This window comes from Candidatus Fermentibacter sp. (genome assembly GCA_030373045.1).
GTDB lineage: Bacteria > Fermentibacterota > Fermentibacteria > Fermentibacterales > Fermentibacteraceae > Fermentibacter.
Window position 1 is genome coordinate 34,637 of the sequence record JAUCPW010000047.1, and the last position, 21,607, is coordinate 56,243.

Annotated in this window: 26 protein-coding genes; 8 read left to right on the forward strand and 18 right to left on the reverse strand. The window is 66.8% G+C overall.

Annotated features, from left to right (window positions below):
* The first annotated feature begins 16 nt into the window (after positions 1-16).
* Together QUS11_08140 and QUS11_08145 are read left to right on the forward strand one after the other, a co-directional pair.
* Positions 17-865, forward strand: coding sequence for a ParB/RepB/Spo0J family partition protein (locus QUS11_08140; protein ID MDM7993268.1), 849 nt, complete (start codon positions 17-19; stop codon positions 863-865).
* The gene (locus QUS11_08145) at positions 858-1,124 is read left to right on the forward strand and encodes a hypothetical protein (GenBank protein ID MDM7993269.1); all 267 of its coding nucleotides are present in this window, start codon (positions 858-860) and stop codon (positions 1,122-1,124) included. The genes QUS11_08140 and QUS11_08145 overlap by 8 nt, the downstream gene beginning before the upstream one ends.
* Here the strand turns inward: QUS11_08145 and QUS11_08150 are convergent.
* Positions 1,121-1,423 carry a hypothetical protein gene (locus QUS11_08150; protein MDM7993270.1) on the reverse strand — a complete coding sequence of 101 codons (303 nt, stop codon included), beginning with the start codon at positions 1,421-1,423 and terminating at the stop codon, positions 1,121-1,123. The genes QUS11_08145 and QUS11_08150 overlap by 4 nt on opposite strands.
* 121 nt (positions 1,424-1,544) lie before the next feature.
* Here QUS11_08150 and QUS11_08155 point away from each other — a divergent pair, with 121 nt between their 5' ends.
* Positions 1,545-1,712, forward strand: a complete 168-nt coding sequence (locus tag QUS11_08155) for a 4Fe-4S binding protein (GenBank protein MDM7993271.1) — start codon at positions 1,545-1,547, stop codon at positions 1,710-1,712.
* Between the two features lie 56 nt (positions 1,713-1,768).
* On the opposite strand, the gene QUS11_08160 is transcribed toward QUS11_08155, so the two are convergent.
* The 4 genes from QUS11_08160 to QUS11_08175 all read right to left on the reverse strand — a co-directional run bounded on the left by QUS11_08160 (position 1,769) and on the right by QUS11_08175 (position 4,831).
* On the reverse strand, positions 1,769-2,608 hold the full coding sequence (locus tag QUS11_08160; GenBank protein MDM7993272.1) for a DUF3473 domain-containing protein: 840 nt from the start codon (positions 2,606-2,608) through the stop codon (positions 1,769-1,771).
* A gap of 124 nt (positions 2,609-2,732) precedes the next feature.
* Positions 2,733-3,545: a formyltransferase family protein gene (locus QUS11_08165; protein MDM7993273.1), complete on the reverse strand. Its 813-nt coding sequence runs from the start codon at positions 3,543-3,545 to the stop codon at positions 2,733-2,735.
* The gene (locus QUS11_08170) at positions 3,542-4,045 is read right to left on the reverse strand and encodes a hypothetical protein (GenBank protein ID MDM7993274.1); all 504 of its coding nucleotides are present in this window, start codon (positions 4,043-4,045) and stop codon (positions 3,542-3,544) included. Before QUS11_08170 ends, QUS11_08165 begins: the two co-directional genes overlap by 4 nt.
* A gap of 93 nt (positions 4,046-4,138) precedes the next feature.
* Entirely contained in the window at positions 4,139-4,831 is a 693-nt protein-coding gene (locus tag QUS11_08175) for an HAD family phosphatase (GenBank protein MDM7993275.1), read from the reverse strand.
* Positions 4,832-4,898: 67 nt separating this feature from the next.
* On the opposite strand from QUS11_08175, the gene QUS11_08180 reads away from it, so the two are divergent.
* The 4 genes from QUS11_08180 to QUS11_08195 are packed head-to-tail and all read left to right on the forward strand — an operon-like array spanning position 4,899 to position 9,242.
* Positions 4,899-5,789, forward strand: a complete 891-nt coding sequence (locus tag QUS11_08180) for a phosphate acyltransferase (protein MDM7993276.1) — start codon at positions 4,899-4,901, stop codon at positions 5,787-5,789.
* 1 nt (position 5,790) lies between these two features.
* On the forward strand, positions 5,791-6,864 hold the full coding sequence (buk, locus tag QUS11_08185) for a butyrate kinase (GenBank protein MDM7993277.1): 1,074 nt from the start codon (positions 5,791-5,793) through the stop codon (positions 6,862-6,864).
* 13 nt (positions 6,865-6,877) lie between these two features.
* Positions 6,878-8,668 (forward strand): indolepyruvate ferredoxin oxidoreductase subunit alpha, encoded by a 1,791-nt coding sequence (gene iorA / locus QUS11_08190; protein MDM7993278.1) that lies wholly within the window; start codon positions 6,878-6,880, stop codon positions 8,666-8,668.
* The gene (locus QUS11_08195) at positions 8,658-9,242 is read left to right on the forward strand and encodes an indolepyruvate oxidoreductase subunit beta (GenBank protein MDM7993279.1); all 585 of its coding nucleotides are present in this window, start codon (positions 8,658-8,660) and stop codon (positions 9,240-9,242) included. Before iorA ends, QUS11_08195 begins: the two co-directional genes overlap by 11 nt.
* An 89-nt stretch (positions 9,243-9,331) precedes the next feature.
* On the opposite strand, the gene QUS11_08200 is transcribed toward QUS11_08195, so the two are convergent.
* From QUS11_08200 to rpsF, 11 genes are all read right to left on the reverse strand, one after another.
* Complete coding sequence (locus QUS11_08200) at positions 9,332-10,480, reverse strand: TIM barrel protein (protein ID MDM7993280.1); 1,149 nt, start codon at positions 10,478-10,480, stop codon at positions 9,332-9,334.
* An 18-nt stretch (positions 10,481-10,498) separates the two neighbouring features.
* Positions 10,499-11,071, reverse strand: a complete 573-nt coding sequence (locus QUS11_08205) for a hypothetical protein (GenBank protein ID MDM7993281.1) — start codon at positions 11,069-11,071, stop codon at positions 10,499-10,501.
* Positions 11,046-12,596, reverse strand: coding sequence for an NAD(P)H-hydrate dehydratase (locus QUS11_08210; protein ID MDM7993282.1), 1,551 nt, complete (start codon positions 12,594-12,596; stop codon positions 11,046-11,048). The genes QUS11_08205 and QUS11_08210 overlap by 26 nt, the downstream gene beginning before the upstream one ends.
* The gene (gene acpS, locus QUS11_08215; GenBank protein ID MDM7993283.1) at positions 12,593-12,970 is read right to left on the reverse strand and encodes a holo-ACP synthase; all 378 of its coding nucleotides are present in this window, start codon (positions 12,968-12,970) and stop codon (positions 12,593-12,595) included. The genes QUS11_08210 and acpS overlap by 4 nt, the downstream gene beginning before the upstream one ends.
* A 68-nt stretch (positions 12,971-13,038) precedes the next feature.
* Positions 13,039-14,055: a tRNA (adenosine(37)-N6)-threonylcarbamoyltransferase complex transferase subunit TsaD gene (gene tsaD, locus QUS11_08220; GenBank protein MDM7993284.1), complete on the reverse strand. Its 1,017-nt coding sequence runs from the start codon at positions 14,053-14,055 to the stop codon at positions 13,039-13,041.
* Positions 14,049-14,501, reverse strand: a complete 453-nt coding sequence (rplI, locus tag QUS11_08225; GenBank protein ID MDM7993285.1) for a 50S ribosomal protein L9 — start codon at positions 14,499-14,501, stop codon at positions 14,049-14,051. The genes tsaD and rplI overlap by 7 nt, the downstream gene beginning before the upstream one ends.
* A 31-nt stretch (positions 14,502-14,532) precedes the next feature.
* Positions 14,533-15,366 carry a hypothetical protein gene (locus tag QUS11_08230; GenBank protein MDM7993286.1) on the reverse strand — a complete coding sequence of 278 codons (834 nt, stop codon included), beginning with the start codon at positions 15,364-15,366 and terminating at the stop codon, positions 14,533-14,535.
* A 47-nt stretch (positions 15,367-15,413) separates the two neighbouring features.
* A complete protein-coding gene (gene rpsR / locus QUS11_08235; GenBank protein MDM7993287.1) occupies positions 15,414-15,629 on the reverse strand; it encodes a 30S ribosomal protein S18 in 216 nt (71 codons plus the stop codon).
* 67 nt (positions 15,630-15,696) lie between these two features.
* Positions 15,697-16,044 carry a single-stranded DNA-binding protein gene (locus tag QUS11_08240; GenBank protein ID MDM7993288.1) on the reverse strand — a complete coding sequence of 116 codons (348 nt, stop codon included), beginning with the start codon at positions 16,042-16,044 and terminating at the stop codon, positions 15,697-15,699.
* A 10-nt stretch (positions 16,045-16,054) separates the two neighbouring features.
* Entirely contained in the window at positions 16,055-16,504 is a 450-nt protein-coding gene (gene ssb / locus QUS11_08245; GenBank protein MDM7993289.1) for a single-stranded DNA-binding protein, read from the reverse strand.
* Positions 16,505-16,511: 7 nt separating this feature from the next.
* Positions 16,512-16,910 carry a 30S ribosomal protein S6 gene (gene rpsF / locus QUS11_08250; GenBank protein MDM7993290.1) on the reverse strand — a complete coding sequence of 133 codons (399 nt, stop codon included), beginning with the start codon at positions 16,908-16,910 and terminating at the stop codon, positions 16,512-16,514.
* 263 nt (positions 16,911-17,173) lie between these two features.
* On the opposite strand from rpsF, the gene QUS11_08255 reads away from it, so the two are divergent.
* Entirely contained in the window at positions 17,174-17,662 is a 489-nt protein-coding gene (locus QUS11_08255; GenBank protein ID MDM7993291.1) for a hypothetical protein, read from the forward strand.
* Positions 17,663-17,675: 13 nt separating this feature from the next.
* On the opposite strand, the gene QUS11_08260 is transcribed toward QUS11_08255, so the two are convergent.
* Together QUS11_08260 and QUS11_08265 are read right to left on the reverse strand one after the other, a co-directional pair.
* Positions 17,676-19,181, reverse strand: coding sequence for a DUF1846 domain-containing protein (locus QUS11_08260; GenBank protein ID MDM7993292.1), 1,506 nt, complete (start codon positions 19,179-19,181; stop codon positions 17,676-17,678).
* A 65-nt stretch (positions 19,182-19,246) separates the two neighbouring features.
* Complete coding sequence (locus tag QUS11_08265; GenBank protein ID MDM7993293.1) at positions 19,247-21,532, reverse strand: C25 family cysteine peptidase; 2,286 nt, start codon at positions 21,530-21,532, stop codon at positions 19,247-19,249.
* Positions 21,533-21,607 lie beyond the last annotated feature (75 nt).

Below are 21,607 nucleotides of genomic sequence, written 5' to 3' on the forward strand. Positions count from 1 at the left end.
CGGGCGGTGAACAGCCATGACGCAGTTGAGGAAGAGGGCCCTGGGCAGGGGGCTCGAGGCGCTTCTCCCGTCAGTCGATCCGGCGGAACCCGGGCAGGTGGCTTCGGTCGACGTGGACCGGATCGAACCCAACCCCCACCAGCCGAGACGTGAATGGGACGAAGCGGACCTCCGCTCGCTCAGCGACTCGATCCGCGAGCAGGGAATACTCCAGCCGCTGGTTCTGAGGAAGCAGGGTCTCCGCTTCCAGGTGATCGCCGGGGAGAGGCGTCTCCGGGCTGCGCGGATGGCCGGGCTGAAGGAGGTCCCCGCCGTCATAAGGGAGGCGACGGACTCCCAGATGCTCGCCTGGGCGCTCGTCGAGAACATCCAGCGCAGGGATCTCGGGCCGCTGGAGAAGGCGGAGGCCTTCAGCAGGCTCTCTACTACCTTCTCTCTGACCCAGGAGGAGATGGGCAGGCAGACCGGACTGGACCGCTCGACCGTCTCCAACCTCGTGAGGCTGCTGGAGCTCCCCGACCCTGTCAAGACGATGCTTCGCGACGGCAGGCTCGCCATGGGGCACGGAAGGGCCCTCCTGGCCCTCCACGACGCCCGCACCATCGAAACCGCCGCCTCGCTGGCGGTCTCCAGGGACATGTCGGTGCGCCAGCTCGAGGAGCACGTGAGGAGAGCCTCCCGCCAGCCCGCGGCCCGGAAGGCGCAGAAGCCCGTCGCACCGGCGGTTGCCGATCTCCAGGAGAAGCTTACCCGCAGGCTCGCGGCCCGCGTCAGGATAAGGGACAGGGGGGGCCGGGGGAGCATGATCGTGGAGTACTCGTCTCTCTCGGATCTCGAGAGGATTCTGGAGATAATAGGTGGCTGAGGAGGACCCGAGAGGCAGGCGCGAGGGCGCGCAGCCCGACTATCTCTTCAGGATGGCCTGGGAGGAGATAAACGAGCGCATGGCCAGGCTCAGGCTCGACCTGGAGATGTCGGAGAGGGGCGACATGGGTCTCGAGGCGAGGCAGGCCCTCGCGAGAGAGCTGGTGGATCTCCAGGAGACCGTCGATGCCTTCGCGGAGCGGTGGATGGACTTCGAGAGGAGGCGGAAGGCGCTCGAAGACAGGCTGAAGGAACCCTAGCCCCTGCCCGCGTCCCTGCGTCCGCCCGTCCTGCCCGTGCCGACGGGCGTTTCCGTCTTCACATCCAGGTCGAACTCGTGGATGAGGGCTTCGTATCTCATGTGGAAGTGGAGCCAGAGATCGGCGAACAGGTCCACCTGGGAGGACAGGCGGTCGAGTTCGTGCGAGATCTCGTCTGCGTCGACCTGTTCCGGCGAGCCCGGATCGCCCGTGCCCGCCGCCCTCGAGAGCTTCCTGAAGTTGCGGTCGACGCTCTCCCAGCCCTTCTCGAAGCATGTCTCGGCAAGGTAGTCCTTCACCGCCCCTCCCGGGTGATAGCATGCACAATTTTCCTGCCTCCGGCATTCCAGCGCAAGGCCCCCGCGTTGACGGCGTTCTGAGCGCGCCGTTATAGTGCCGCACCACACGAAGGGAGCTGACGTGGCGTACAAGATAGGCGACAAGTGCATAGCGTGCGGAACCTGCAAGGACGAGTGCCCGGTCGAGGCCATAAGCGAGGGCAAGCCGTACAAGATCGATGACAGCAAGTGCATCGACTGCGGCGCCTGCGCCTCGGTCTGCCCGGTTGAGGCGATCGAAGCCCCCTAGCCGGTTCGCGGCACGAATCGACGGACACCGCCGGACCCAGCGTCCGGCGGTTCCCGTTACGGGGGATCCATCCCCCGCGACGACTCCCGGCACAGCTCTGCCAGCGTGATGGAATCGAAACTCCCGAGCAGCCTCGAGAGAGCCCTCTGCATCCTCGGTCCGCTGCCCAGGCCCTGCCTGAGTCTGACGATCCAGGGGAATCCCGCCTCACCGTCGAAGGGGGTGTCGAACTCCCAGGGATGGGCGTAGAGCACCGGCGTCCTTCCGGCCGCACAGGCCCGCCGCAGGAGCCGGTGATGCACATGCATCGGCATGAAGCGCATCCATGCCCCTCCGGCCGCCGGAATCCTGAGCCCGAACACGGGCACGGAGGCAAGGGGCAGTTCGAGCAGGGCGCCGCCTTCGAGCCGGTACGGGATCAGGGGAGCGGCAGGGATGCCGTATCTGATCCTGGGGATGGGGAAGACGCTGCTGTCGTAAAGGAAGCCTGCAGACGACAGTTCTTCGGCGACCCAGGCGGAGTTCCGTTCGGTGACGCTGAAGCTCGGCGCCCGGTAGCCCCTCGGAAGGGGCAGCGAAAGCCTCGACCATGTCTCGAGGCACCTCCCGATGTCCGCCCTGAAGGCTACGCGGTCCATCGAGATAAGGCTTCCGTGGGCCCACCCGTGGCAGGCCAGCTCGTTCCCCGATCCCGTCACGGCCTCCCCGATCGAGGGCTCCGCCTCGAGGAGATCGCCCAGCACGAAGAAGGTGGCCCTGGCCCCGTACTCCGTCAGCATGTCGATCAGCCCGTCGACTAGGCCGGGGGATCTCCTGCGCCTTCGAGACGACAGAGGCGCGAAGCCGCCCGTGCAGACCGCGGCGGTCTGGAACCACTCCTCGACGTCTATGCTCATGGCTACTCTGCGAGAAATGCCACAGGCGGCATCGTCTCTCACAAGACGAGCCCTCCTCTGAATCCGTACTCCGCGTCGGAACTCATGGCCAGTCGGCGCGACATGCCACGGGATTCGCCGTTCCTCACCAGATGCGCCCTCCCCTGCGCCTGAACTCGGCGACGTCTTCCTTCGTGGGGAAGCCGTTCCTCGATCCCTCGCAGGATGGATTCGGACGTGTCGTCCAGGAGCCTTCGGCAACCATCAGGAGGCCTTCGGTGACCATTTCCGCCCCTGTCTGCTTGCACCGGCGTATCAGGGAATGGAGGGAGGTCGTCCGGCGGGAGACCGGGATCTCCCTCTGGAGGAGGATCTCCCCTCCATCCAGCTCGGCGGTCATGAGGTGCAGCGTCACTCCGGCGCGGGGCGGTTCCGAGAAGAGGGACCAGAAGGTCGGCAGCATCCCCCTGTTCACGGGGAGCAGGGCGGAGTGGAGATTCAGCGCGCAGATCGAAGGGATGGCCAGGGTCACCGGCCGGAGGATCTGCGGGCAGGCGATCGATACGATGACATCGGGCTCGAGGGCTTCCAGGACAGCCCTGCCCGCTTCGGAGTTCACACGGTCGATCGTGATGAAATCCGCCCCCGTCCTCGAGGCCGCCTGCGCCAGGGAATGGGGGGAGGCAGTTGGCGCGCGAAGCGCCGCTAGGATCTTCAGGAGGATCATCCACGACCCTCTCGCTGCGAATCCCAGAGGGCCGTAGAGGCCCAGGTACCGCGAGGAGTTCCTTCGGATGTCCCGCAGGGAGGCATGGCCGCCAAGCGATGCAACGGTGAAACGCCATCCCGGCAGGGACTCGACGATGCTCGCGACGGTCCGGGGGATCTCGAAGGGCTCGTCATCGCACAGCAGCACGACCCGGAGGCAGGGTCCGCCGGGGGATGGAGCCCGGGTCAAGCCGACGGGCCGTCCGGCCTGGCGGCGAGGGCGAAGAGGTAGAACAGGCCCAGTATCAGAGTCAGGGCGGTGTAGAAGATCGGGGAGAGGAAGGCCGAACCGAGAGCCCAGAAGCCGAGCAGCAGGGGGCCGGCAGTCCTGAAATGTGCGCCTGCCGACAGACGCCTCGAGGCCGGCCGCTTCTTCATCCCGGCGAACAGATCCTCCGCGAAGCTGAAGAGGACGATGGAGATGGCGACCAGCGGCAGATGGAGGAAGACCCCGCCAGCCAGAGCCGAAGAATCTATGCAGGCGGCCGCGGCCGTCACCAGCGGGAGAAGCAGCATCCCTGCGACGAGGAAGAGGAAGCCGAGCCTGATGTGATCGTCGCAGTCGCAGACAACTCCACGGGCCTCCCTGGCCGCCAGCAGGCGGGAGAGGAGCAGCCTGGACAGCCTGAAAAGCGCCATCATCGCTGCCACTACCAACAGAACGATTCCGTAATCGGTCAGTCTCTGCACCTGCCCACACCCTCCGTCGTTCCGGGCATTATCACGAAGTGAGGCTCCGCGGGCAAGCCGGACCGGTACGGGGAGGGCCGGCCCGAGGCGGGATCAGGGTCCGAGAAGCGGCAGCAGGCCGGATATGCCGTCCAGTGAGAAATCGGCATCGAGAGCTTCGCCTGCGTTGTGCGGCGCCCTGACGAGAACCGGCCTGAAGCCCCCCCGCCGGGCCGCCTCGAGCCCCTTCCATGCGTCCTCGAAGACCAGGGTGGATCCCGGAGGGGAGCCGATTGCATGAGCAGCAGCCAGGAAGATGTCCGGGCAGGGTTTGCGCGGGAGCGACTCTCCGCCGATGACAGGCGGCACCGGGGCTCCGGCCCGCATCAGGATGCCCTCCACCAGGCGGGAATCCGTGTTGGAGGCGATGGCGAACCTCCCGGCGAATACGGACGAAGAGAGGATCTCGAGGACGTAAGCCGCACCCGGCATGAGTCCGATCGCTCCGGAGAGGCAGAACGCCTCGTATGCGCGCTTCTGCAGGGAGGTCGCGCGGGCTTCGTCGATGCCCTGGCCGCCGTGCCTCGAGATGTGCCCCGGGAGTCCCTCGCCGAGGGAGGTCCAGTGGCGGAAGTACTCCTCCTCCGGGATGGAGACGCCCCAGGGCGCGAGAGCCTCGTTCCAGGAGGCCATGTAGAGGCGCTCGCTGTCGGCGATGACGCCGTCGAAGTCGAACAGCAGCCCGCCGGCCCGAAGGAGGTCGGCCCCGGTGAGCGGCGTGCACGGTTCTGGCCCGATCCCGTTCATGTGCCCATAATAACCCGCTGGCTACGAACGGGTGATTCCCGTCCGCCCCAAATCCGGGAGGGGTGCATTGTACGAGAACTTCGCACAGATCAGGCAGGCGGCGCGAGACAACAAGGGGGCCCGGGCGGCCGTACCCATGGGGCATGACGAGGCCTCCCTCGAGGCTCTCAACATGGCGGCGGAGGAGGACATCGCCACATCGGTCGTCTTCGCTCCCCGGGCGCTCGTGGAGGAGACCGTCGGCAGAACGGGGTTGAAGCTCCATCCATCCATCGAGATCGCGGATGTGGCTACCGAGGCCGACGCCGCCATCGAAGCCGTGAAGTGCGTCAGCGGAGGCGGGGCCACGATCCTCATGAAGGGTCTCCTCAAGACGTCCGGGTTCCTCAAGGCCGTCCTGGACAGGGAGCACGGCCTCCGCACGGGCAGGGTCCTGAGCCACGTGGCCGTGGTCCACGTCCCGAAGCAGGACAGGCTCGTGGCGATCACCGACGGGGGCATGATCCCCAGGCCCACCGCCGAGCAGGTGGTGCAGATCGTCCAGAACGCCGCCGGCGTGATGGTCAGGCTGGGTTGCGGCACACCCAGGGCCGCCCTCCTGGCAGCCGTGGAGGTAGAGGACGAGAACCTGCCCGAGACATCGCTCTTCGCGTCGATTGCGCGAAACGGCATCGAGGGCGTCCACGTCCAGGGGCCGCTCGCGGTGGATGGAGCCATGGACCCGGAAGCAGCTGCCATAAAGAAGATCACGGGCGAGGTCGCGGGGCGGGCGAACATCCTCGTGACCCCCGACCTTTCGTGCGGCAACATCTTCGCGAAGGCCTTCATGTACATGACCGACACCGAGGTGGGGGGGATGATCGCCGGAGCCGCGGCCCCGGTGGTCATGCTGTCCCGCTCCGACGCCGCGCGCACCAAGCTGAACTCGCTCGCGCTCGGCGTCGTGACGGGAGCCTGATATGGAGAGGCTCGTCCTGGCGCTGAACCCCGGCGGGACTTCGACGAAGTTCGGAGTCTACAGGGAGGGGGAGCCCCTCTTCGAGGAGTCCGTGCGGCACCTCCCCGAGGAGCTCGCCGCCCTGGGGCCGACGATGAACCAGACGGTGCCGAGGCGTGACCTCGTGCTCGCCGCTCTCGCGGAGAAGGGGTTCGACATGTCGGGCCTCGCCGCCGTGGTGGGCCGCGGGGGCACGTTCAAGCCCCTGCAGGCCGGCACCTACCGTGTGAACCGGAAGCTGCTCGACGACATAACGGATGGATCGACGCTCCAGGCCGACCACCCGAGCAACCTCGGAGCCCCCCTCGCCTGGGCGGTCGCCGAACCGCTGGGGCTCCCCTCCTATTTCGTCGACCCGGTCTGCGTCGACGAGATGATCGACGAGGCCAGGCCCTCCGGGCATCCTCTGCTGCCGAGGAAGAGCCTCAGCCACGCCCTCAACATCCGCATGGTGGCCTACAAGGCCGCCTCCGAGCTCGGGAGGCCTCTGTCCGACCTCAACATGGTGGTGCTCCACCTCGGCAGCGGGGTCAGCGTGAACGCGATCCGGAAGGGCCGGATGATCGACACGAACAACGCCAACGACGGCGGGCCGTTCAGCTCGCAGAGGACAGGCTCCCTCCCCGTCACCGGGCTCGTCGACCTCTGCTTCGGGGGAGGATACGAGAAGAAGCAGCTCCAGCGGATGTTCCTCAAGGAAGGCGGCCTTATGGCCTATCTCGGCATCGACCATGTCGGGGAGGCCTTCACCAGGGCGTCGAAGGGGGATGCGGAAGCGGATCGCGTCCTGAGGGCGATGGTCTACCAGTTCGTGAAGGAGGGGGGGGCGATGGCCGCCGCCCTCCGCGGAGAAGTCGACTGCGTGGTGATTACCGGTGGCATGGCCCACAACGGCTGGGTCGTGGAAGAGATCACGAAGGGCCTCTCCTTCCTGGGAAGGGTCATGACCTTCCCGGGCGAGGCGGAGCTCGAGGCGCTCGTACGCGGTGTCCTCAGGGTCCTCGACGGGATCGAGGAAGTCAGGACTTACAACTAGCCCGGAGGGGTGCATGAAGAAGCCTCTCAACGCGAAAACCGACGGTCTTGCGCTGCTGTCCGGCAACGAAGCCATAGCGAGGGGCGCATGGGAGCACGGCGTGCACTTCGCTTCGGCCTATCCCGGCACTCCCTCGACCGAGATCCTCGAGACGATCGGGGAGCACTATCCCGAAATCGAGGCCCAGTGGGCCCCCAACGAGAAGGTCGCCCTCGAGACGATAGCCGGGGCCTCCTTCGGCGGCGCCAGGGTCCTCACCGCCATGAAGCACGTCGGCCTCAACGTGGCCGCCGATCCGTTCTTCACGCTGAGCTACATCGGCGCGACAGGCGGCATCGTGATCGTGTCAGCCGACGACCCCGGGATGCACTCGTCCCAGAACGAACAGGACAACAGGCATCTGGCCCGGGCCGCCAAGGTGCCGATGCTGGAGCCCTCGGACAGCGCCGAGGCGCGCGACCTGACCGGCCTCGCCCTCGACATCTCCGAGAGGTTCGACACCCCGGTGATGCTGCGCACGACCACGCGCACCAGCCATTCCAGCAGCCCCGTGGCGCTCGCCCCGCGCAGGGAAGTCCCGGTGAAGGGATACGTCCGTGATCCCCGGAAGAGGATCCCCATACCGGCCTTCGCACGGGCGATGCACACGAGGGTCGAGGAGCGGACAAGGGCCCTGTCGGAGTTCGGCAATACGTTCCAGTACAACAGGATCATCGAGGGTGACAGGAAGCTCGGGGTGATCGCGAGCGGGGTCTCGGCGAGCTATGTCAGGGAGGTCCTCCCCGGCGCCACCATCCTCAAGCTGGCCATGACGTGGCCCCTGCCCTGGGACCTGATCGGCAGGTTCCTCGCGATGGTGGACGAGGTGAGGGTGGTCGAGGAGGGGGACCCGTTCCTCGAGGAGCAGATACGGTCCCACTTCCTGCTGCCGGTCGAGGGCAAGCGGCATTTCCCGGTCGAGGGCGAATTCAATCCCGCGATAGTCCGCAAAGGGCTCGGTCTCGATCCCGTTCCCGCCAGGGCTCCCGCCGAGGTGCCGCAGCGCCCGCCGATGCTCTGCGCGGGCTGCCCCCACAGGGGGGCGTTCTGGGTGCTCTCGAAGATGAAGTCGAGCACCACCGGAGACATCGGCTGCTACACCCTGGGCCTCATGCCTCCGCTCAACGCCATGGATACGACCGTCTGCATGGGAGCCTCCATCGGGGTCCTCTCGGGCCTCGAGAAGGCGGGCGGCCGGGAGGCCGTCTCGAAGCTTGCCGCCGCGATAGGCGACTCCACCTTCGTCCATTCCGGGGTCACAGGCCTGATCGACATGGTCTACAACGGCTGCACCGGCACGGTCATCGTCATGGACAACAGCATCACGGCCATGACCGGCGGCCAGCAGAACCCGGGGACCGGCCGGACCCTGAGGGGGGAACCCTCCGCCAGGCTCGACATCGAGGCGGTCTGCCGGGCATGCGGGGTCTCCTCCGTGCGGGTGGTCGATCCCCACGACCTGAAGGGGCTGGAGGCCGTCCTCAGGGAGGAGATGGCCAGGCCCGAGGTCTCCGTCGTGATCTCGAGGCGCCCGTGCGTGATGGTCAGGAAGCCTTCCGGCAGGGCGGTCGCCGTCCTGGATCCGGAAGCCTGCATAAGCTGCAGGCGCTGCATGTCCCTGGGCTGCCCGGCGCTGAGCTTCCACGACGGCAGGCCGGTGGTGAACAGCCTGCTGTGCTACCCGGAGTGCAGGCTCTGCGCGGACGTCTGCCCCAAGGGCGCCCTGAGCAAGGACTACAACAGGGAGGCCTCCAGTGCCGACTGAGACCACCAACGTTCTGATCTGCGGAACCGGCGGGCAGGGCATACTGCTCGCGAGCGAGATCGTCAGCGCGGCCGCGATGCTTTCGGGGATGGACGTCCGCAAGAGCGAGGTCCACGGGATGGCCCAGAGGGGCGGAAGCGTCGTGAGCCAGGTGAGGTTCGGGAAGTCGGTCTGCAGCCCGATCATCGAGGAGGGCACGGCCGACCTGATGATAGCGCTGGAGAAGCTGGAGGCGCTGAGATGGTCGCACTTCCTGTCGGATTCCGGCACCGCGCTGATATGCGACCTCGTCATCGAACCGTCGTCCGTCAGCACCGGCCAGGCTTCCTACCCCGACGTCGAGGCCGGGCTCTCCGACAGGGGCGTGAGGTCCCTCTCGATCGACGCCTTCGGTGAAGCCGGCAGGATGGGCGATCTCCGGGTCGTCAACACGCTCATGGTGGGCGCGGCCTCGGTCTACCTCGGGCTGCCCGAAGCCTGCTGGGCCGATGCGATGAGGGAACTCCTCCCGGAAAAGGCCCTGGAGATCAACACCAGGGCTTTCCTGCGAGGGAGGGCCCTGGCCGGCGCCTGAAACCCATCCGGGGATTCCTGCCGTGATACAGTCCGCCCTCCCGGAAGCCTTCGGGGCATCGGGAGGGCGGATCCCCGACCGGGGACGTGTCAGCTCTTCGAGATCTCGCTCCGCAGCGCCTGGACGGGATCTGCCGGGATGCCGTTCTGCTCCCTCCAGGCCTTGATGACGGGCCGGACGTCGGTCATGAAGGCATCCTGCAGGAGCTTCTCCGCCAGGTAGGGGTCCGGCCTGGCCTGGATCTCGGAGAGCTCGTCGGGATTGACCAGCATGGCCGCGGCGAAGGCCTGCTCGATGGATTCTATCGACCTGACGACGGATTCCGCAGGTATGCCGACCCTCGTGTTCACGCCGATCTCGAACACCATGCCGCCGATCGAGCACAGCCCCGCCTTCTCGGCCTGGAGCAGGTTGACGAAGAAGCGGAAGAGCGCTGCCGGGTCGAGGGTTCCGGCCGGCATCATGCCCTGGGACAGCCTGTTGTCCGAGAGTCTCACGCTGCCGAGGATCTTCTGGTGCAGCATGGCGACGATGACGCTGTCGAGGCTGGCGCCCGGAAGCAGGGCGGCCGTGTCGAGCATCACCCTGCAGGAGGGGTCCGTCTCGCGGCAGAGCCATGCCGCGGTGCCCCAGTCGCTCACGGCCATCGAGCAGAACGAGGGGTCGAACGGCCGGAAGTCGAGCATCATGTTCTCGCTCTTGCGGACGTTGATGCCGATCTGCCTCAGGCCGTTCAGTATCCTGTCGAGCATGTCGGTGAGGTTCTTCTCGCCCGGCGAGTCTATCCCGTCGGGCAGCCAGAGGACCATCTGCCTGCAGTCCACCGCCCGCATCAGCTCCATCGACCTGATGACGAAGTTGATGCTGGCCACACGGAGCTCCGAGATGGGGTTCGATATGGTGCCGTACATCAGCCGGTGGTTCATGGTGCCGCTCTTGCGCGGCATGAACAGGTCGGGATAGAAGGAGCCGCACTCCAGCGAGAGTTCCTTCAGGAGAGCGGAGATCTTCGCTGCGTCCTCGTCCGTCCTCAGGTCGCCGGGGGAGTGGAGCGAGACCCTCCTGGCCCTGCCGGTCGCCTTCGCCACAGCTGCCGCCAGCCTGAGTCGCTCTTCGGGAGTGCCCGCGTCCTCGTCGGTCTTGTAGCTGCTGAAGCCACTCGTCCCCCGGCCGTAGGACTGACTCGATACCTGGAGCTTGAGCTCGCCGAGTCTCTCGGAAACCGTTTTCACTTCCACCAACCGGCCCTCCCGATTCTAGAGACCGAGGTCATCCGCTATCGATTTCATAGATTCAAGTGATATATCCATGAATTCCGCCAGAGGTAGTCCTGCCTTCTCGCATTCCATGATGCCCTCCCGGCTGACGTTCCTGGCGAAACCCGTCTTGGTCATTCTCTTGATGACGGAGGAAGCCTCGACTCCGGCCAGCTTCCTGTCCGGGTAGATGAGCGCGGTGGCCGTCACGAGCCCGGTGACGCATTCGGCCGCCGTGAGGAGGCTGTCCAGCAGGGACTCGCGGCTGGATCCGTTGTTCTCGGCGTTGTGCGAGAGGATGGCGTGGAGGCACTCTTCGGGCAGTCTGCCGCTGAGCATCGAGCAGGTGACGGTTCCGTGGACCGCGGGGTCGGAAGCGGTCTGCTCGTAGTCCAGGTCGTGCAGGATGCCAGTCACCTCCCAGAGCCCTGCTTCGGAGGCATGTCCGAGCCTGACCGCGAGGTTGCGCATTATCGCTCCCGCTGCGAGGCAGTGCCTCCTCAGGGCGATGTTCGAGATGTTCCCGACGAGAAGGGCCATGGCCTCGTCACGGGATATCCCACAGCCTTCCATTCCACCTCCCCTCGATTCTCAGGAGCCCGGCGGGGGGACCGGTCTCCAGGAGCCTGAAGGCCGAGCCGAGGGTTCCCGCCACGTCGCTGGGAAGCATGGACCTTGACGAGGACCCGGCGGCGATGATGTCCGCAGCCAGACCATGGAGGAAGGCCGCCTCAGCCGCGGCTGCCGAAGGTTCCATGCCCTGCCCCAGGAACGCGGCGGCCATGCCGGTGAGCACGTCGCCGGAGCCTCCCGTGGCGAGCCCGCTGTTCCCGCACGGGATGAGGGCCCTTCCCCCGTCGGGGGAGAAAACTACGGACGGGCGCCCCTTGAGGAGCATGATCGATCCCGTGGCCCGCGACATGACCGATGCCATCTCCCAGAGCTCCTCGCGCGAGCCGGCCGCCCTGCCCGCGAGCCGCTGGAGTTCGCCTGCGTGCGGCGTCAGCACGGACGGGCCCTTCTTCATGGCGATCTCGGCTATGGCGCCCGAGAGGACGTTGAGGGCGTCGGCGTCGAAGACGACCGGCAGGGTCCAGTTGGACAGGATGTGGCGCACGACCTTGGAAGTCTCCACCCCGTCCCCCATGCCGGGTCCGATTGCCGCGCAGTCGAAGCCCGACGGCCCGGGCAGGGAGGTGACATCCCCGGGCAGGAAGTAGCCGCAGACCACCTCGGGAACCCGGCCGAAAACGGCACCCGCGGCGGGGTACGGAACGAAGAGCCTCACCAGCCCTGCGCCGGCCCGGAGGGCGCCGAGCGACATGAGTATGGGGGCGCCGGGCATCAGCTCCGAGCCCCCCAGCAGCAGCACCCTGCCGAAAGTGCCCTTGTGTGCGTGGGCCGGCCGTTCCGGAAGAGCCGCAGCGGCAGCCTCGAAGTCGAAGACCATCCTGTCCGGGCGTTCCGGGACATCGATGCCGATGTCGGCCCTGAAGACGGCGCCCGCAGAGGCGCAGCCCGGGAGGATCAGGCAGCCGAGCTTGGGCGCGGCCAGCGCCAGCGTCACCGATGCCGGGACGGTGAGGGGATCGATCGATCCGTCCTCTCCGTTCACCCCCGAGGGGGTGTCCACGGCCAGGACCGTGCCGCAGCGCCCGAGGAACTGCGTGCAGGCGGCGACGGACCCCTCGAGGCTCCCGTGGAAGCCGGTGCCCAGGAGGGCGTCGATGCCGAGTTCGGGTTCACCGGTGAGATCGCCCAGGTGGTTCATGCCCGTGACGGCGCCGCCCTCGTCCTTGAACCTGACTAGGTTCTTCATGCAGAGCGGGGATATGCCGGAGGCGGAGTCGGATGCCAGGACGGCGCGAACCGTGTAGCCCTGCCGCCTGAGGAGGCGCGCAGCCACGAAGCCGTCGCCGCCGTTGTTGCCGGGACCGCAGAAGACGTCCATGCGGGCGTCCCTCCCCGGGAACATCCGCTGCGCCAGCCCGGCTACGGCCGCCCCGGCGGTCTCCATGAGGGTCTCGGCCGGAGTGCCGGACTGGATGGCCTGCCTGTCCAGGGTCTCCATCTCGGCCGGGGTCACCCAGCGGGTCACGGCGCATCACCGCCCGAGATGACCACCACCGCGACGGCGGTCGTGGAAGTATGGCTGATGCTCAGGGATGCCTGCCCGGAACCCAGGAGCTCCGCGGCCCTGCGGGCGAGCACCAGGTCGGGCCGTCCGCCTTCCCTGTGCACTATCTCGACGTCGTGCCAGGATATCCCGTCGGAGAGGCCGGTTCCGAGGGCCTTCAGAAAGGCCTCCTTGGCCGCGAAACCCCCGGCAAGGCTCTGCAGCGCCGGGCTCGACGCCAGCTCGCCCGGGGTGAAGATCCTCTCCAGGAAAGCTCCTCCCCTGCGACCTGCGGCGATACCGAACCTGGGGATGTCGACCAGGTCGATTCCTGTCCGTATCCCACTGGAAGGCATCTCCTACTCCTCACGGGCAAGCCAGAATCGGAACATAACCACTGCCGCCCCCCTGCGGGATAGCGGGGTCACGCACATGCCAGCGGCCCGAGCCGCGTTCCCGTCCATCTCGCGAATGCATTGCAGGAAAAGGGGGAGCATGCCGATGGATCGGCCTCGAGAGCCGCCGCCGCGGCCCTGCCGACCATGACCGCGTTGTCCGTCGTCCAGCGGAGCTCGGGCAGCCTCAGATCGAGCCCCCTCCGGGAGCATTCCCCGGCGAGTCCGGCCCGGAGGAAGCTGTTGGCCGAGACCCCGCCGGCGGCCATGACCGTTTTCGCACGGGCGGAAACCGCGAGCGCCAGAAGCTTTGTCGAGAGTATGGAGGAAACAGTCCGGCAGAAGCATGCCGCGACATCCTCGGGCTTCGTCCCCGCCGACAGCAGGGATCTGACCGCGGTCTTCAGACCGCTGAAGCTGAACTCCGGGAGGTCGGGATCGTCCAGGGGGGAGGGCAGGGAGGCGCGGGACGCATCCCCTTCCGCCGCGAGCCTGTCGAGGAGTGCCCCTCCGGGGTAGCCCAGGCCCATCAGCTTGGCCGTCTTGTCGAAGGCCTCACCGGCGGCGTCGTCCCTGGTGCCCCCCGCGAAACGACAGTCGTTCCAGGACTCCAGGACGAAGAGCGACGTGTGCCCGCCGGAAGCGACGAGAGCGGCCGCTGGGAAGCTCACCGGGCCGCGTGTTTCGTCGCCGTAGTGGATGAAAAGGTGCGATGCCACGTGATTGATGCCGAGGAACCGGCCTCCCGTGGCGAAGGCCGCCGCCTTCGCCCACGAGAGGCCGACCAGAAGGGAGCCCACCAGACCCGGCCCGGCGGTCGCGGCGAACGTGTCGATGTCGCGGATGGAGGTGCCGGATTCGGCGAGCAGGCTTTCCGCGAGGCCGGGGAGCACCTCGAGGTGCATCCTGGAAGCCAGTTCCGGAACCACCCCTCCCAGCCCCGCATGGACTGTCTGGCTGCTGATCTTCTCGGCCAGAGGTCTCGTGCCCTCGAGCAGGGCCACGGCGGAGTCGTCGCAGGAAGTCTCTACCGCAAGGGTCAGCAATTCTCCCCCGGGACGACCCTGACGGTGATCCCCTTCTCGATCGCACCCGAGACCCTGATCATGACGGAATGGTCGCCGACCTTCTTTATGTGCTGGTCCATGGAGATCTGGCGGCGGTCGACGGGGATGCCGGCCTGCTCGAGCGCCTGCGCGACCTCGCGGTCCGTGACGCTCCCGTAGAGGTTCCCGGAGGGGTCGGAAGGCGACTTGATCGTGCAGACCACACCCTCGAGCCTGGCCGCCAGCTCGCGCGACCGGGCCTCTATCTTCGCATCCCTCTCGGAAGCCTTCCTCTTCACGTCGGCCGCCAGCTTGAGGTTCCCCTCCTGGGCAAGCACGGCCAGCTTCCTGGGGAACAGGAAGTTGCGGGCGTAGCCGTCGCTGACCTCGGCCGTGTCGCCCGACCTGCCTATGTCCTTCACATTGTGCGTGAGAAGCACCTTCATTTCCGACTCCCGTCCCGGCCTCCGGCCGGTTTCATGGTTTCGGGAACCTGGCCCTGAAATCGAGCCAGGTGTCCAGAATGCCTGTCAAGAGAACCCCCGCCGCGATCACCGGCGTAGCCGCAACTGCCAGGAAGAGCCCCGCCGCCAGCAGGAAGGGCCTCGTCCTCACGGCCTCTCCGAGGATCACGAGGCCTACGGCTCCGTAGGGGGCCGCGAGGAAGACGAGGACGTTGGCTCCCGCACGGGCTGCCAGGTCCGTACCGGTCCTGTCTCCTGCAACCGCAGCTGCAAGGGCGCCGATGAGGAACCACGCCGGGGCCAGGCCCAGGCGCAGAGTCCTCCAGGAGCCCACCTCCCGGGATCCGGCAGCGAGGCCGGCAAGCCTGGCGGCGAGGATCGAACCGATCACGACCTGGAAGGCCCCGGTCCCGGGGGAGAGGTAGACCAGCGCATCCATCACCGAACGGGCCTGGCTCTCGGGGATCCCCGCCGATGCATAGACCGGCACGAGCGGTTCGAGCACGGCGGCCGTCATACCCATGATCCCCGGGCCGTCCGCCAGAGAGGCTGCGGCTGCGATGACGCAGGCGGCTGCCGTCACGAAGCTCGATTGCGGCCAGGACAGGCGCGCCGACGAGGCGGCAGTCAGCCCTGCGGCCGTGGCGATGCACATGAGCGCACCCTCCAGGCCACCCAGCCAGTACATCAGGATGCAGGCCGCCACGACGGCGGCCGAACCCGCGACCGGCTTCCTCCGGACCGCCGCCGAGGCCAGCGAGCCGGCCAGGAAGTGCAGACCGGGAACCGCCGTGGCGGCGGCGAGCGCCGCAGCCCTCAGGGCGCCCTGCGTCCGGCCGTCCTTCATGCCAGGGATCCGGGCATGTCTCCACCTCGCCCCCGCTCGGGCGGATCCTACCGGAAATGCTCTCTCACATAGGGGATGATGGCCAGGAAGCGGGCTACCTTGACCGCCCTGGCGACAGCCCTCTGATGCCTTGCGCAGTTCCCCGAGACCCTGCGCGGGACGATCTTGCCCCTGTCCGACACATAGCGGCCGAGCAGGCGCTCGTTCTTGTAGGAGATGACCAGCTCGGGGGATATGCAGAAACGGCACTTCTTCTTCTTCATGACCTTCAGGTTCGTGCGCTTCTTCTTGATCAAGGGATCCTTCCTTCCTGGAATGAGCTCCCGGCGGTCACCCGCCGAGGATCTCGACCCTGGACGACTTGAGCACCGTTCTCCTGTGCCTTATGCCGCCCCTGTCCTCGAACTCCCTGCTCACGAGCCTGCCCTCGACGTAGACCTGGGATCCGGTCTGGAGCGACCTGTCCATCTCCCTCGCCGCGTCCCCCCAGATCTCGATGTCGAAGACATCCATCTGCGCCGGCCCGGCGTCGGGCCCGACCGGCCTCCCGGCGGCCATCTCGAATTCGACGAGGTAGGCGCCCTTGCCGGTGATCTTGAGCCTCTGCCTCGACAGCACCCGTCCAGTCAGGAAGAAGACGTTCAGGACCGGGGGCAGGGGCCCGGGGCCGGGCTGCATTCAGATCATCCTAGAACGGGATGTCGTCATACTCCGACTCGCTGTCCGGAGGTTCGTCCGCCGGGGTGTACGAGGCCTTCTCCTCGCGGGCGGCCGGTTCGCTTCTCTGCTGCTGTCCGGGCTTCTCGAGGAACTGGACGCGCCTGGCCAGGATCTCGGTCCTGCTCCGCGGCGTGCCGTCGGAGGCCTGCCATGAGCTGGTCTGGAGTTCACCCTCGACCAGCACCGGGCTGCCCTTGCGCAGATACTCCGCCACCAGCTCCGCCGTCCTCCTCCAGGCCACGACGTCAACGAAGCAGGTCTTCTCGTGCCATTCGCCGTCCTTCCCGCGGAAGGACTGGCTGCTGGCTATCCTGAAATTGGCGACGTGCGTGCCGTTTTCCAGGAGGTCGGTCCTGGGTTCGTCGACGAGGTTCCCGGAGATCATGACGCGGTTGATGCTGGGCATTCTGATGTTCATGCCCGGCCTACTCCTCGGCGTCCTGCTCGGCCTCGTCCTCGGAGTCGTCGTCGGTGAAGGCCGGCTCCTCGGGCATGACGGCCTCGTCGGAGATCCTGTCCTCGCCGGCCGTCACGCGGCTGTCGTCGAGGCGCAGATTGAGGTGGCGCAGGCAGTTCTCGTCGATCTTGAGGTTCCAGTCGAGGGCTGCGCTGACCTCCTCCCCGCCCGTCCAGCGGAAGAAGAAATAGATGCCCTCGTTCTGCTTCTTCAGGGGGAAGGTGAGCATCCTCCTGCCCCAGTGCTGGGTGCCCGTGTGGGTACCCTTCGCCTTCCCGATGATCTCGACGACCTTGGAGACTTCCTGCTCCAGTTCGCTCTCGGAGAGGGAGGCGCTGAAGATCACCGCTGTCTCGTAATTGCGCAAATGACTCCTCCTCGGGAATGGAGAACCGATGCGCTCCGCCGGAGACTGCGATACCTTGCCCGCACTGCGGGCGGTGGGCGTCGTTTCCGGTCGGGTGACGCATCACATCACCACGGCCGCGCATCGTGAGGCGCGGCAAACGACAGCGGGTTTATTGCAGGGGCGCGGCCCCGGGTCAAGCCCGTGCCCGGCGTTGACCCGGCATCCGGGCAGGGCAGATACTTGATCGTGATCGCATGGACAATGCAACCCGGAGGGGGAGGATGAAGTCTGCTCATGCTCTATCCGCGGCCGTGCTGCTGGCGGTGCTGCTGCCGGCCCCGGCTTCGGCCCAGATGGACGGATTCGGCATCGGGATCGTCGCCGGCGACCCGACAGGTTTGTGCCTCAAGAACTGGCTCTCCCAGAAATCGGCACTCGAACTCGCGGCCGCCTGGTCCTTCGAGGGGGACGGCGGCTTCTTCCTGGCCGGCGACTATGTACTGCATTCCTTCGACATCGCGGATTCCGGCTCCGGGCTGGACGGTCTGATGTTCACGTACGGCCTGGGCGGCAAGCTCTACTTCCGCGACGAGAACGAGAACGACGATGACGGCGATGTGGTGCTCGGCGTCAGGATCCCGCTCGGGCTGTGCTACCCGTTCGAGGGGGCGCCGGTGGACATGTTCGTACAGCTCGCCCCCGTCATGGACATAGTGCCCGACACCGAACTCGGGCTGAACGGCGGCATCGGGGCCAGGCTCTACTTCTAGCCTCCGCTCCGCTCTACCCCGGCTGTCCCGCCCAGAGGTTCCCGGAGGGATAGCCGGGGTCGCTCGTCACGTTGATGCCGAGCTCCCTGAGACCCGACCCGTCCCCTGCGCTGGGGAGCGACGTCAGGTGCGCGTCGCAGCCCCTCAGCGAAGACAGCGATTTCATTGCCAGATCGGCGGCCGGGCTCGTCATGGCGCTGACGGAGAGAGCTATCAGCACCTCCTCCAGATCGAGCCCCGGGTTCTGCGTGCCGAGTATCGTCGACTTCAGCCGGGCGATGGACGAGATCGTCCCGGGCGACAGGAGGTGCATCTCCCGCGGCAGGCCCGACAGGGCTTTCGAGGCATTGAGCACCAGGGCGGATGCCGCGGACATCAGGTCGGAGGTCCTGCCCCTGACGATCATGCCGTCGGGGAGCTCGAGGGCAGAGCCCTGCGGCGTGCGGCCGGCGGCTCCGCCCTTCTCCTCGCGTGCCGGGAGGACGACGCTCCTTCGTTCGGGGGACAGGCCGTACTGTTCGAGGAGGGATTCCGCCTTTGCCACGGCCGTGCTCTCGACCAGGCCCGAGACGTACTCGCACCTGTACCTGAAGAACCTGCGTATCAGCTCCTGCTCCGCGGCCTCCCTGATGGCGCCGTCATCCACTATCCCGTCGGCGATCCTGTTCACGCCCATCTCGGTGGGAGAGCGGTAGATGATCGTGCTGCCGGTGATCTTCTCGTAGACCCGCTGGAGCAGGGGGAAGGCCTCCACGTCCCTGTTGTAGTTGACCGCCTCGGTTCCCGTGGCCTTCAGATGGAACGGGTCGACGAGATTGAAGTCGGCTATGTCGGCAGTGGCCGCTTCGTAGGCCGCGTTCACGGGATGGTCGAGGGGCAGGTTCCAGACCGGGAAGGACTCGAACTTCGCATAGCCGGCCTTCGTGCCCAGCAGGTGCTCGTGGTAGATCTGCGAGAGGCAGGTCGCCAGCTTGCCGCTGCCCGGCCCGGGCCCCGTCACGATCACGAGCGGCCTGGAGCACGGGATGTAGGGATTCCGCCCGTATCCTTCCGCGCTGGCTATCCTGTCGACGTCGGACGGGTAACCCTGGGTGGGGGGATGGGCGAAGACGCTCACGCCGCGCCTGGACAGCCCCTTCATGAAGGCCTCCGCGGCCGGCTGGCCCGTGTATCGCGTAACCACCACCGAGAGCACGGGGAGACCGTTGGCCCTCAGTTCGTCGATCAGCTTGAGTGCGTCCACGTCGTAGGTGATGCCGAAGTCGCCGCGCAGCCTGCGCTTCTCGATGTCCCCCGCGTGGATGCAGACGAGCATCTCTGCGTTGTCGCTCAGCTCGCCCAGCAGTCTGAGCTTGACGTTGGGATCGTACCCGGGGAGGACCCTTGCGGCGTGGTAGTCGTAGAGGAGCTTTCCGCCGAACTCGAGGTACAGGCGCCCCTCGACGCTCCCTATGCGTTCGAGGATCGCCCGCTTCTGGGCCTCGAGGTATCTGTCGCAGTCGAACCCGGCTCTGTACACTGGCTCCTCCCGGAAACGAGGAGGGCGGGACCGGACGGCCCCGCCCCCGCTCTTCTGGTGCTGCTCTACCTGACTACCATCACCTGTCTGGAAACGGAGCCCGCCTGGGTGTTGAGCCTGATGAAGTACACCCCGTTGGCCGCGGTGCCGGTCTGCCACTCCACGGCATGCTCGCCGGCGGACAGGTCGCCCGAGACGATCGTGTCCACGAGCCTGCCGGTCACGTCGAACACCGCGAGCTCGACCCGCCCGGCCGACGGATTGACGAAGCTCAGGGAGGCCGACGTGGTCACCGGGTTGGGGGAGGGAAGGCTCATCCAGAGAGTGCCCGTGTCGCCGGACTCCTCCTCCTCCATGCCCACACCCACCGTCCAGAAGATGGAGGCGCCGCGGTAGTCGTGCATGGCGGCCCCGGCGTGGATGGTGCCGGAGGCGGGGATCGTCGGGTTGAAGGTCACCTGTCCGGAGGCGTCGGTGACGCCCTCGAGGTAGAAGGTCGGCTCGGAGGCCGTTCCCTGCACGCCGTCGGTCAGTGTGACGGCGGCGCTCTCGACCGGGTTGCCGCCGGCCGTGACGGTCAGCGTTATGGACTGGGGCCCGGGATCGAGCTGGGAGGGGCCGGAGATGCTCAGGATGCCGTACTCGCCCTCGGTGTCGAAGGTCCAGATGTCCATGGCCGGGTCGCCGAACCAGAAGTACATCTTGGCGTTGGCTATGCCGTAGGTGCCGTGCTGGGCGATCGTCACGACCGTGGTCGCGTTGACGGCCTCGCCGATCGCGTACACGCCCTGGTCGTATATCGCCTTGTAGAGTTCCTTCATGTACGTGTGGTTGGCGTCGGTGTAGGAGGGGTCGTTGGCGGCGAGGTTGCCCGAGGAGCCGCAGGTCGCGAACTGCCAGCTCTCGGCCAGGCAGTCGGACGCATCCTGGTAGCGGCCGCAGTAGCAGGCGATGTTGAAGACGGGCGGCATGAACGTGTTCGTGAGCGCGTTGATGTTGGTCGCGTTCCAGCCGGGACTCCACGACCACACCGTGACGTCGCCGTGGCCGCGGTAGCCGACGGTGCCGATGGAGTTGTTGATGGCGTCGGACACCATCTGGGCCGTGCCGCCCTCGGGCGGGTAGACCTTGGTGAAGGTGATGTCGCACAGGCTGTAGTCGTATGCGGCCAGCTCGTTGCAGCAGAGCGTGTACTTGTTCGGGTACTGCTCCTCGTGGGCTGCCAGGACGGTCTCGCTCGGGGTTATGCCCGTCGTGTTGCCGTCGTCGAACGAATACTCGAGATAGCCTTCGATGATCTTGTCGACCTGGTGGGATATCTGCTCGGTGGTGCCGGTGAGGCGCCCGACCGCTATCTCGGGGAGGTCGCCCGTGCCGAGGAGGTCGGCGTAGTAGTAGTCGCCGACATGGGAGCCGTAGCTGTAGGACGGGAGCTCCGCATGGGTGCCAACTATCAGGGCGAACCTGGTGACGCCGGTTTCGTAGTTGTCGGCGATGGCGCTCTTGATCGCGCCCGAGGTAGAAGGCGTCGAGAGCACCTCGACCTGGACGTTCAGGCCGAGCCAGTTGTGCAGCTCGTAGAGAGGCGCTACGGCGGCCTGGTTGTCCGCGGTGCAGATCACGATGTACTCGGCGCCGTCGCGCAATCCGCCACGGGCCGCCGAGGCCGCCGCGCGGAAGTCGCCGAAGTTGACGACCAGGCCGGCCATGGCGCTCTCCATGCCGGGGTTGATGGCCTGGGCCGCATCGAGGGCATTGCCCGTGAAGTCGACCCTGACTCGCATGCTGGAAACCGCCCTCAGCTCGCCCGAAGACGGGAGATAGGAGAACGGGTTCACGACGAGGCGCGAGCAGTGCAGGCCGGACCAGATCGCGTCGTTGTCGGCGGAGGCCCAGGCGCCAGGGGTGGACAGGCCGGGGACGCTGTAGATCCTGTCGTCCATCTCGAACCGCCACGGGGCGTGGGGCATGTCTATCTCAGCCGGCTGCCTGGGCAGCACGGACATGCCCTGGAAGGTCGAGTACTCGACGTCCTCGACGGTGACAACCGCCGTGGTGCCGAAGGGCAGCGCGAACATCACGGGATATGCGGGCAGCTCTGGGAATCCCGTCTCACCCTGGGGGGTGCAGCCGGTCATCTCGAGCCTGTCCCAGGAGGTGCCGCCGCCCGGGAAGGAAGTGATCCAGAAACCGGGGAATGTGACGTCGGCGACGAAGTGGCCGAGGTCGGACTCTACCATCTCGAACCGGGGCGTGTCCCCCGGCTCGCCGCCCAGGGACTGCCACTGGTACGATTCGCCCGAACCGAAGGCGAGGGCGAAGGGAACGAGGACGATAGGCCACAACTTCATCCTGGACCGTCCTTTCAACGACGTGTTCCAAGCATCATCGACGGCTTGATGTTCCTTCAGAGGAATCAACGCACA

Bases quoted from the DNA above. Each gene is read 5' to 3' on its own strand.
- QUS11_08140 (MDM7993268.1), top strand. From the start codon at position 17: ATGACGCAGTTGAGGAAGAGGGCCCTGGGCAGGGGGCTCGAGGCGCTT.
- QUS11_08160 (MDM7993272.1), bottom strand. From the start codon at position 2,608: ATGAGCATAGACGTCGAGGAGTGGTTCCAGACCGCCGCGGTCTGCACG.
- QUS11_08175 (MDM7993275.1), bottom strand. From the start codon at position 4,831: ATGAACGGGATCGGGCCAGAACCGTGCACGCCGCTCACCGGGGCCGAC.
- buk (MDM7993277.1), top strand. From the start codon at position 5,791: ATGGAGAGGCTCGTCCTGGCGCTGAACCCCGGCGGGACTTCGACGAAG.
- iorA (MDM7993278.1), top strand. From the start codon at position 6,878: ATGAAGAAGCCTCTCAACGCGAAAACCGACGGTCTTGCGCTGCTGTCC.
- QUS11_08205 (MDM7993281.1), bottom strand. From the start codon at position 11,071: ATGGAAGGCTGTGGGATATCCCGTGACGAGGCCATGGCCCTTCTCGTC.
- acpS (MDM7993283.1), bottom strand. From the start codon at position 12,970: ATGCCTTCCAGTGGGATACGGACAGGAATCGACCTGGTCGACATCCCC.
- rplI (MDM7993285.1), bottom strand. From the start codon at position 14,501: ATGAAGGTGCTTCTCACGCACAATGTGAAGGACATAGGCAGGTCGGGC.
- QUS11_08230 (MDM7993286.1), bottom strand. From the start codon at position 15,366: ATGAAGGACGGCCGGACGCAGGGCGCCCTGAGGGCTGCGGCGCTCGCC.
- rpsR (MDM7993287.1), bottom strand. From the start codon at position 15,629: ATGAAGAAGAAGAAGTGCCGTTTCTGCATATCCCCCGAGCTGGTCATC.
- QUS11_08240 (MDM7993288.1), bottom strand. From the start codon at position 16,044: ATGCAGCCCGGCCCCGGGCCCCTGCCCCCGGTCCTGAACGTCTTCTTC.
- ssb (MDM7993289.1), bottom strand. From the start codon at position 16,504: ATGAACATCAGAATGCCCAGCATCAACCGCGTCATGATCTCCGGGAAC.
- QUS11_08255 (MDM7993291.1), top strand. From the start codon at position 17,174: ATGAAGTCTGCTCATGCTCTATCCGCGGCCGTGCTGCTGGCGGTGCTG.
- QUS11_08265 (MDM7993293.1), bottom strand. From the start codon at position 21,532: ATGAAGTTGTGGCCTATCGTCCTCGTTCCCTTCGCCCTCGCCTTCGGT.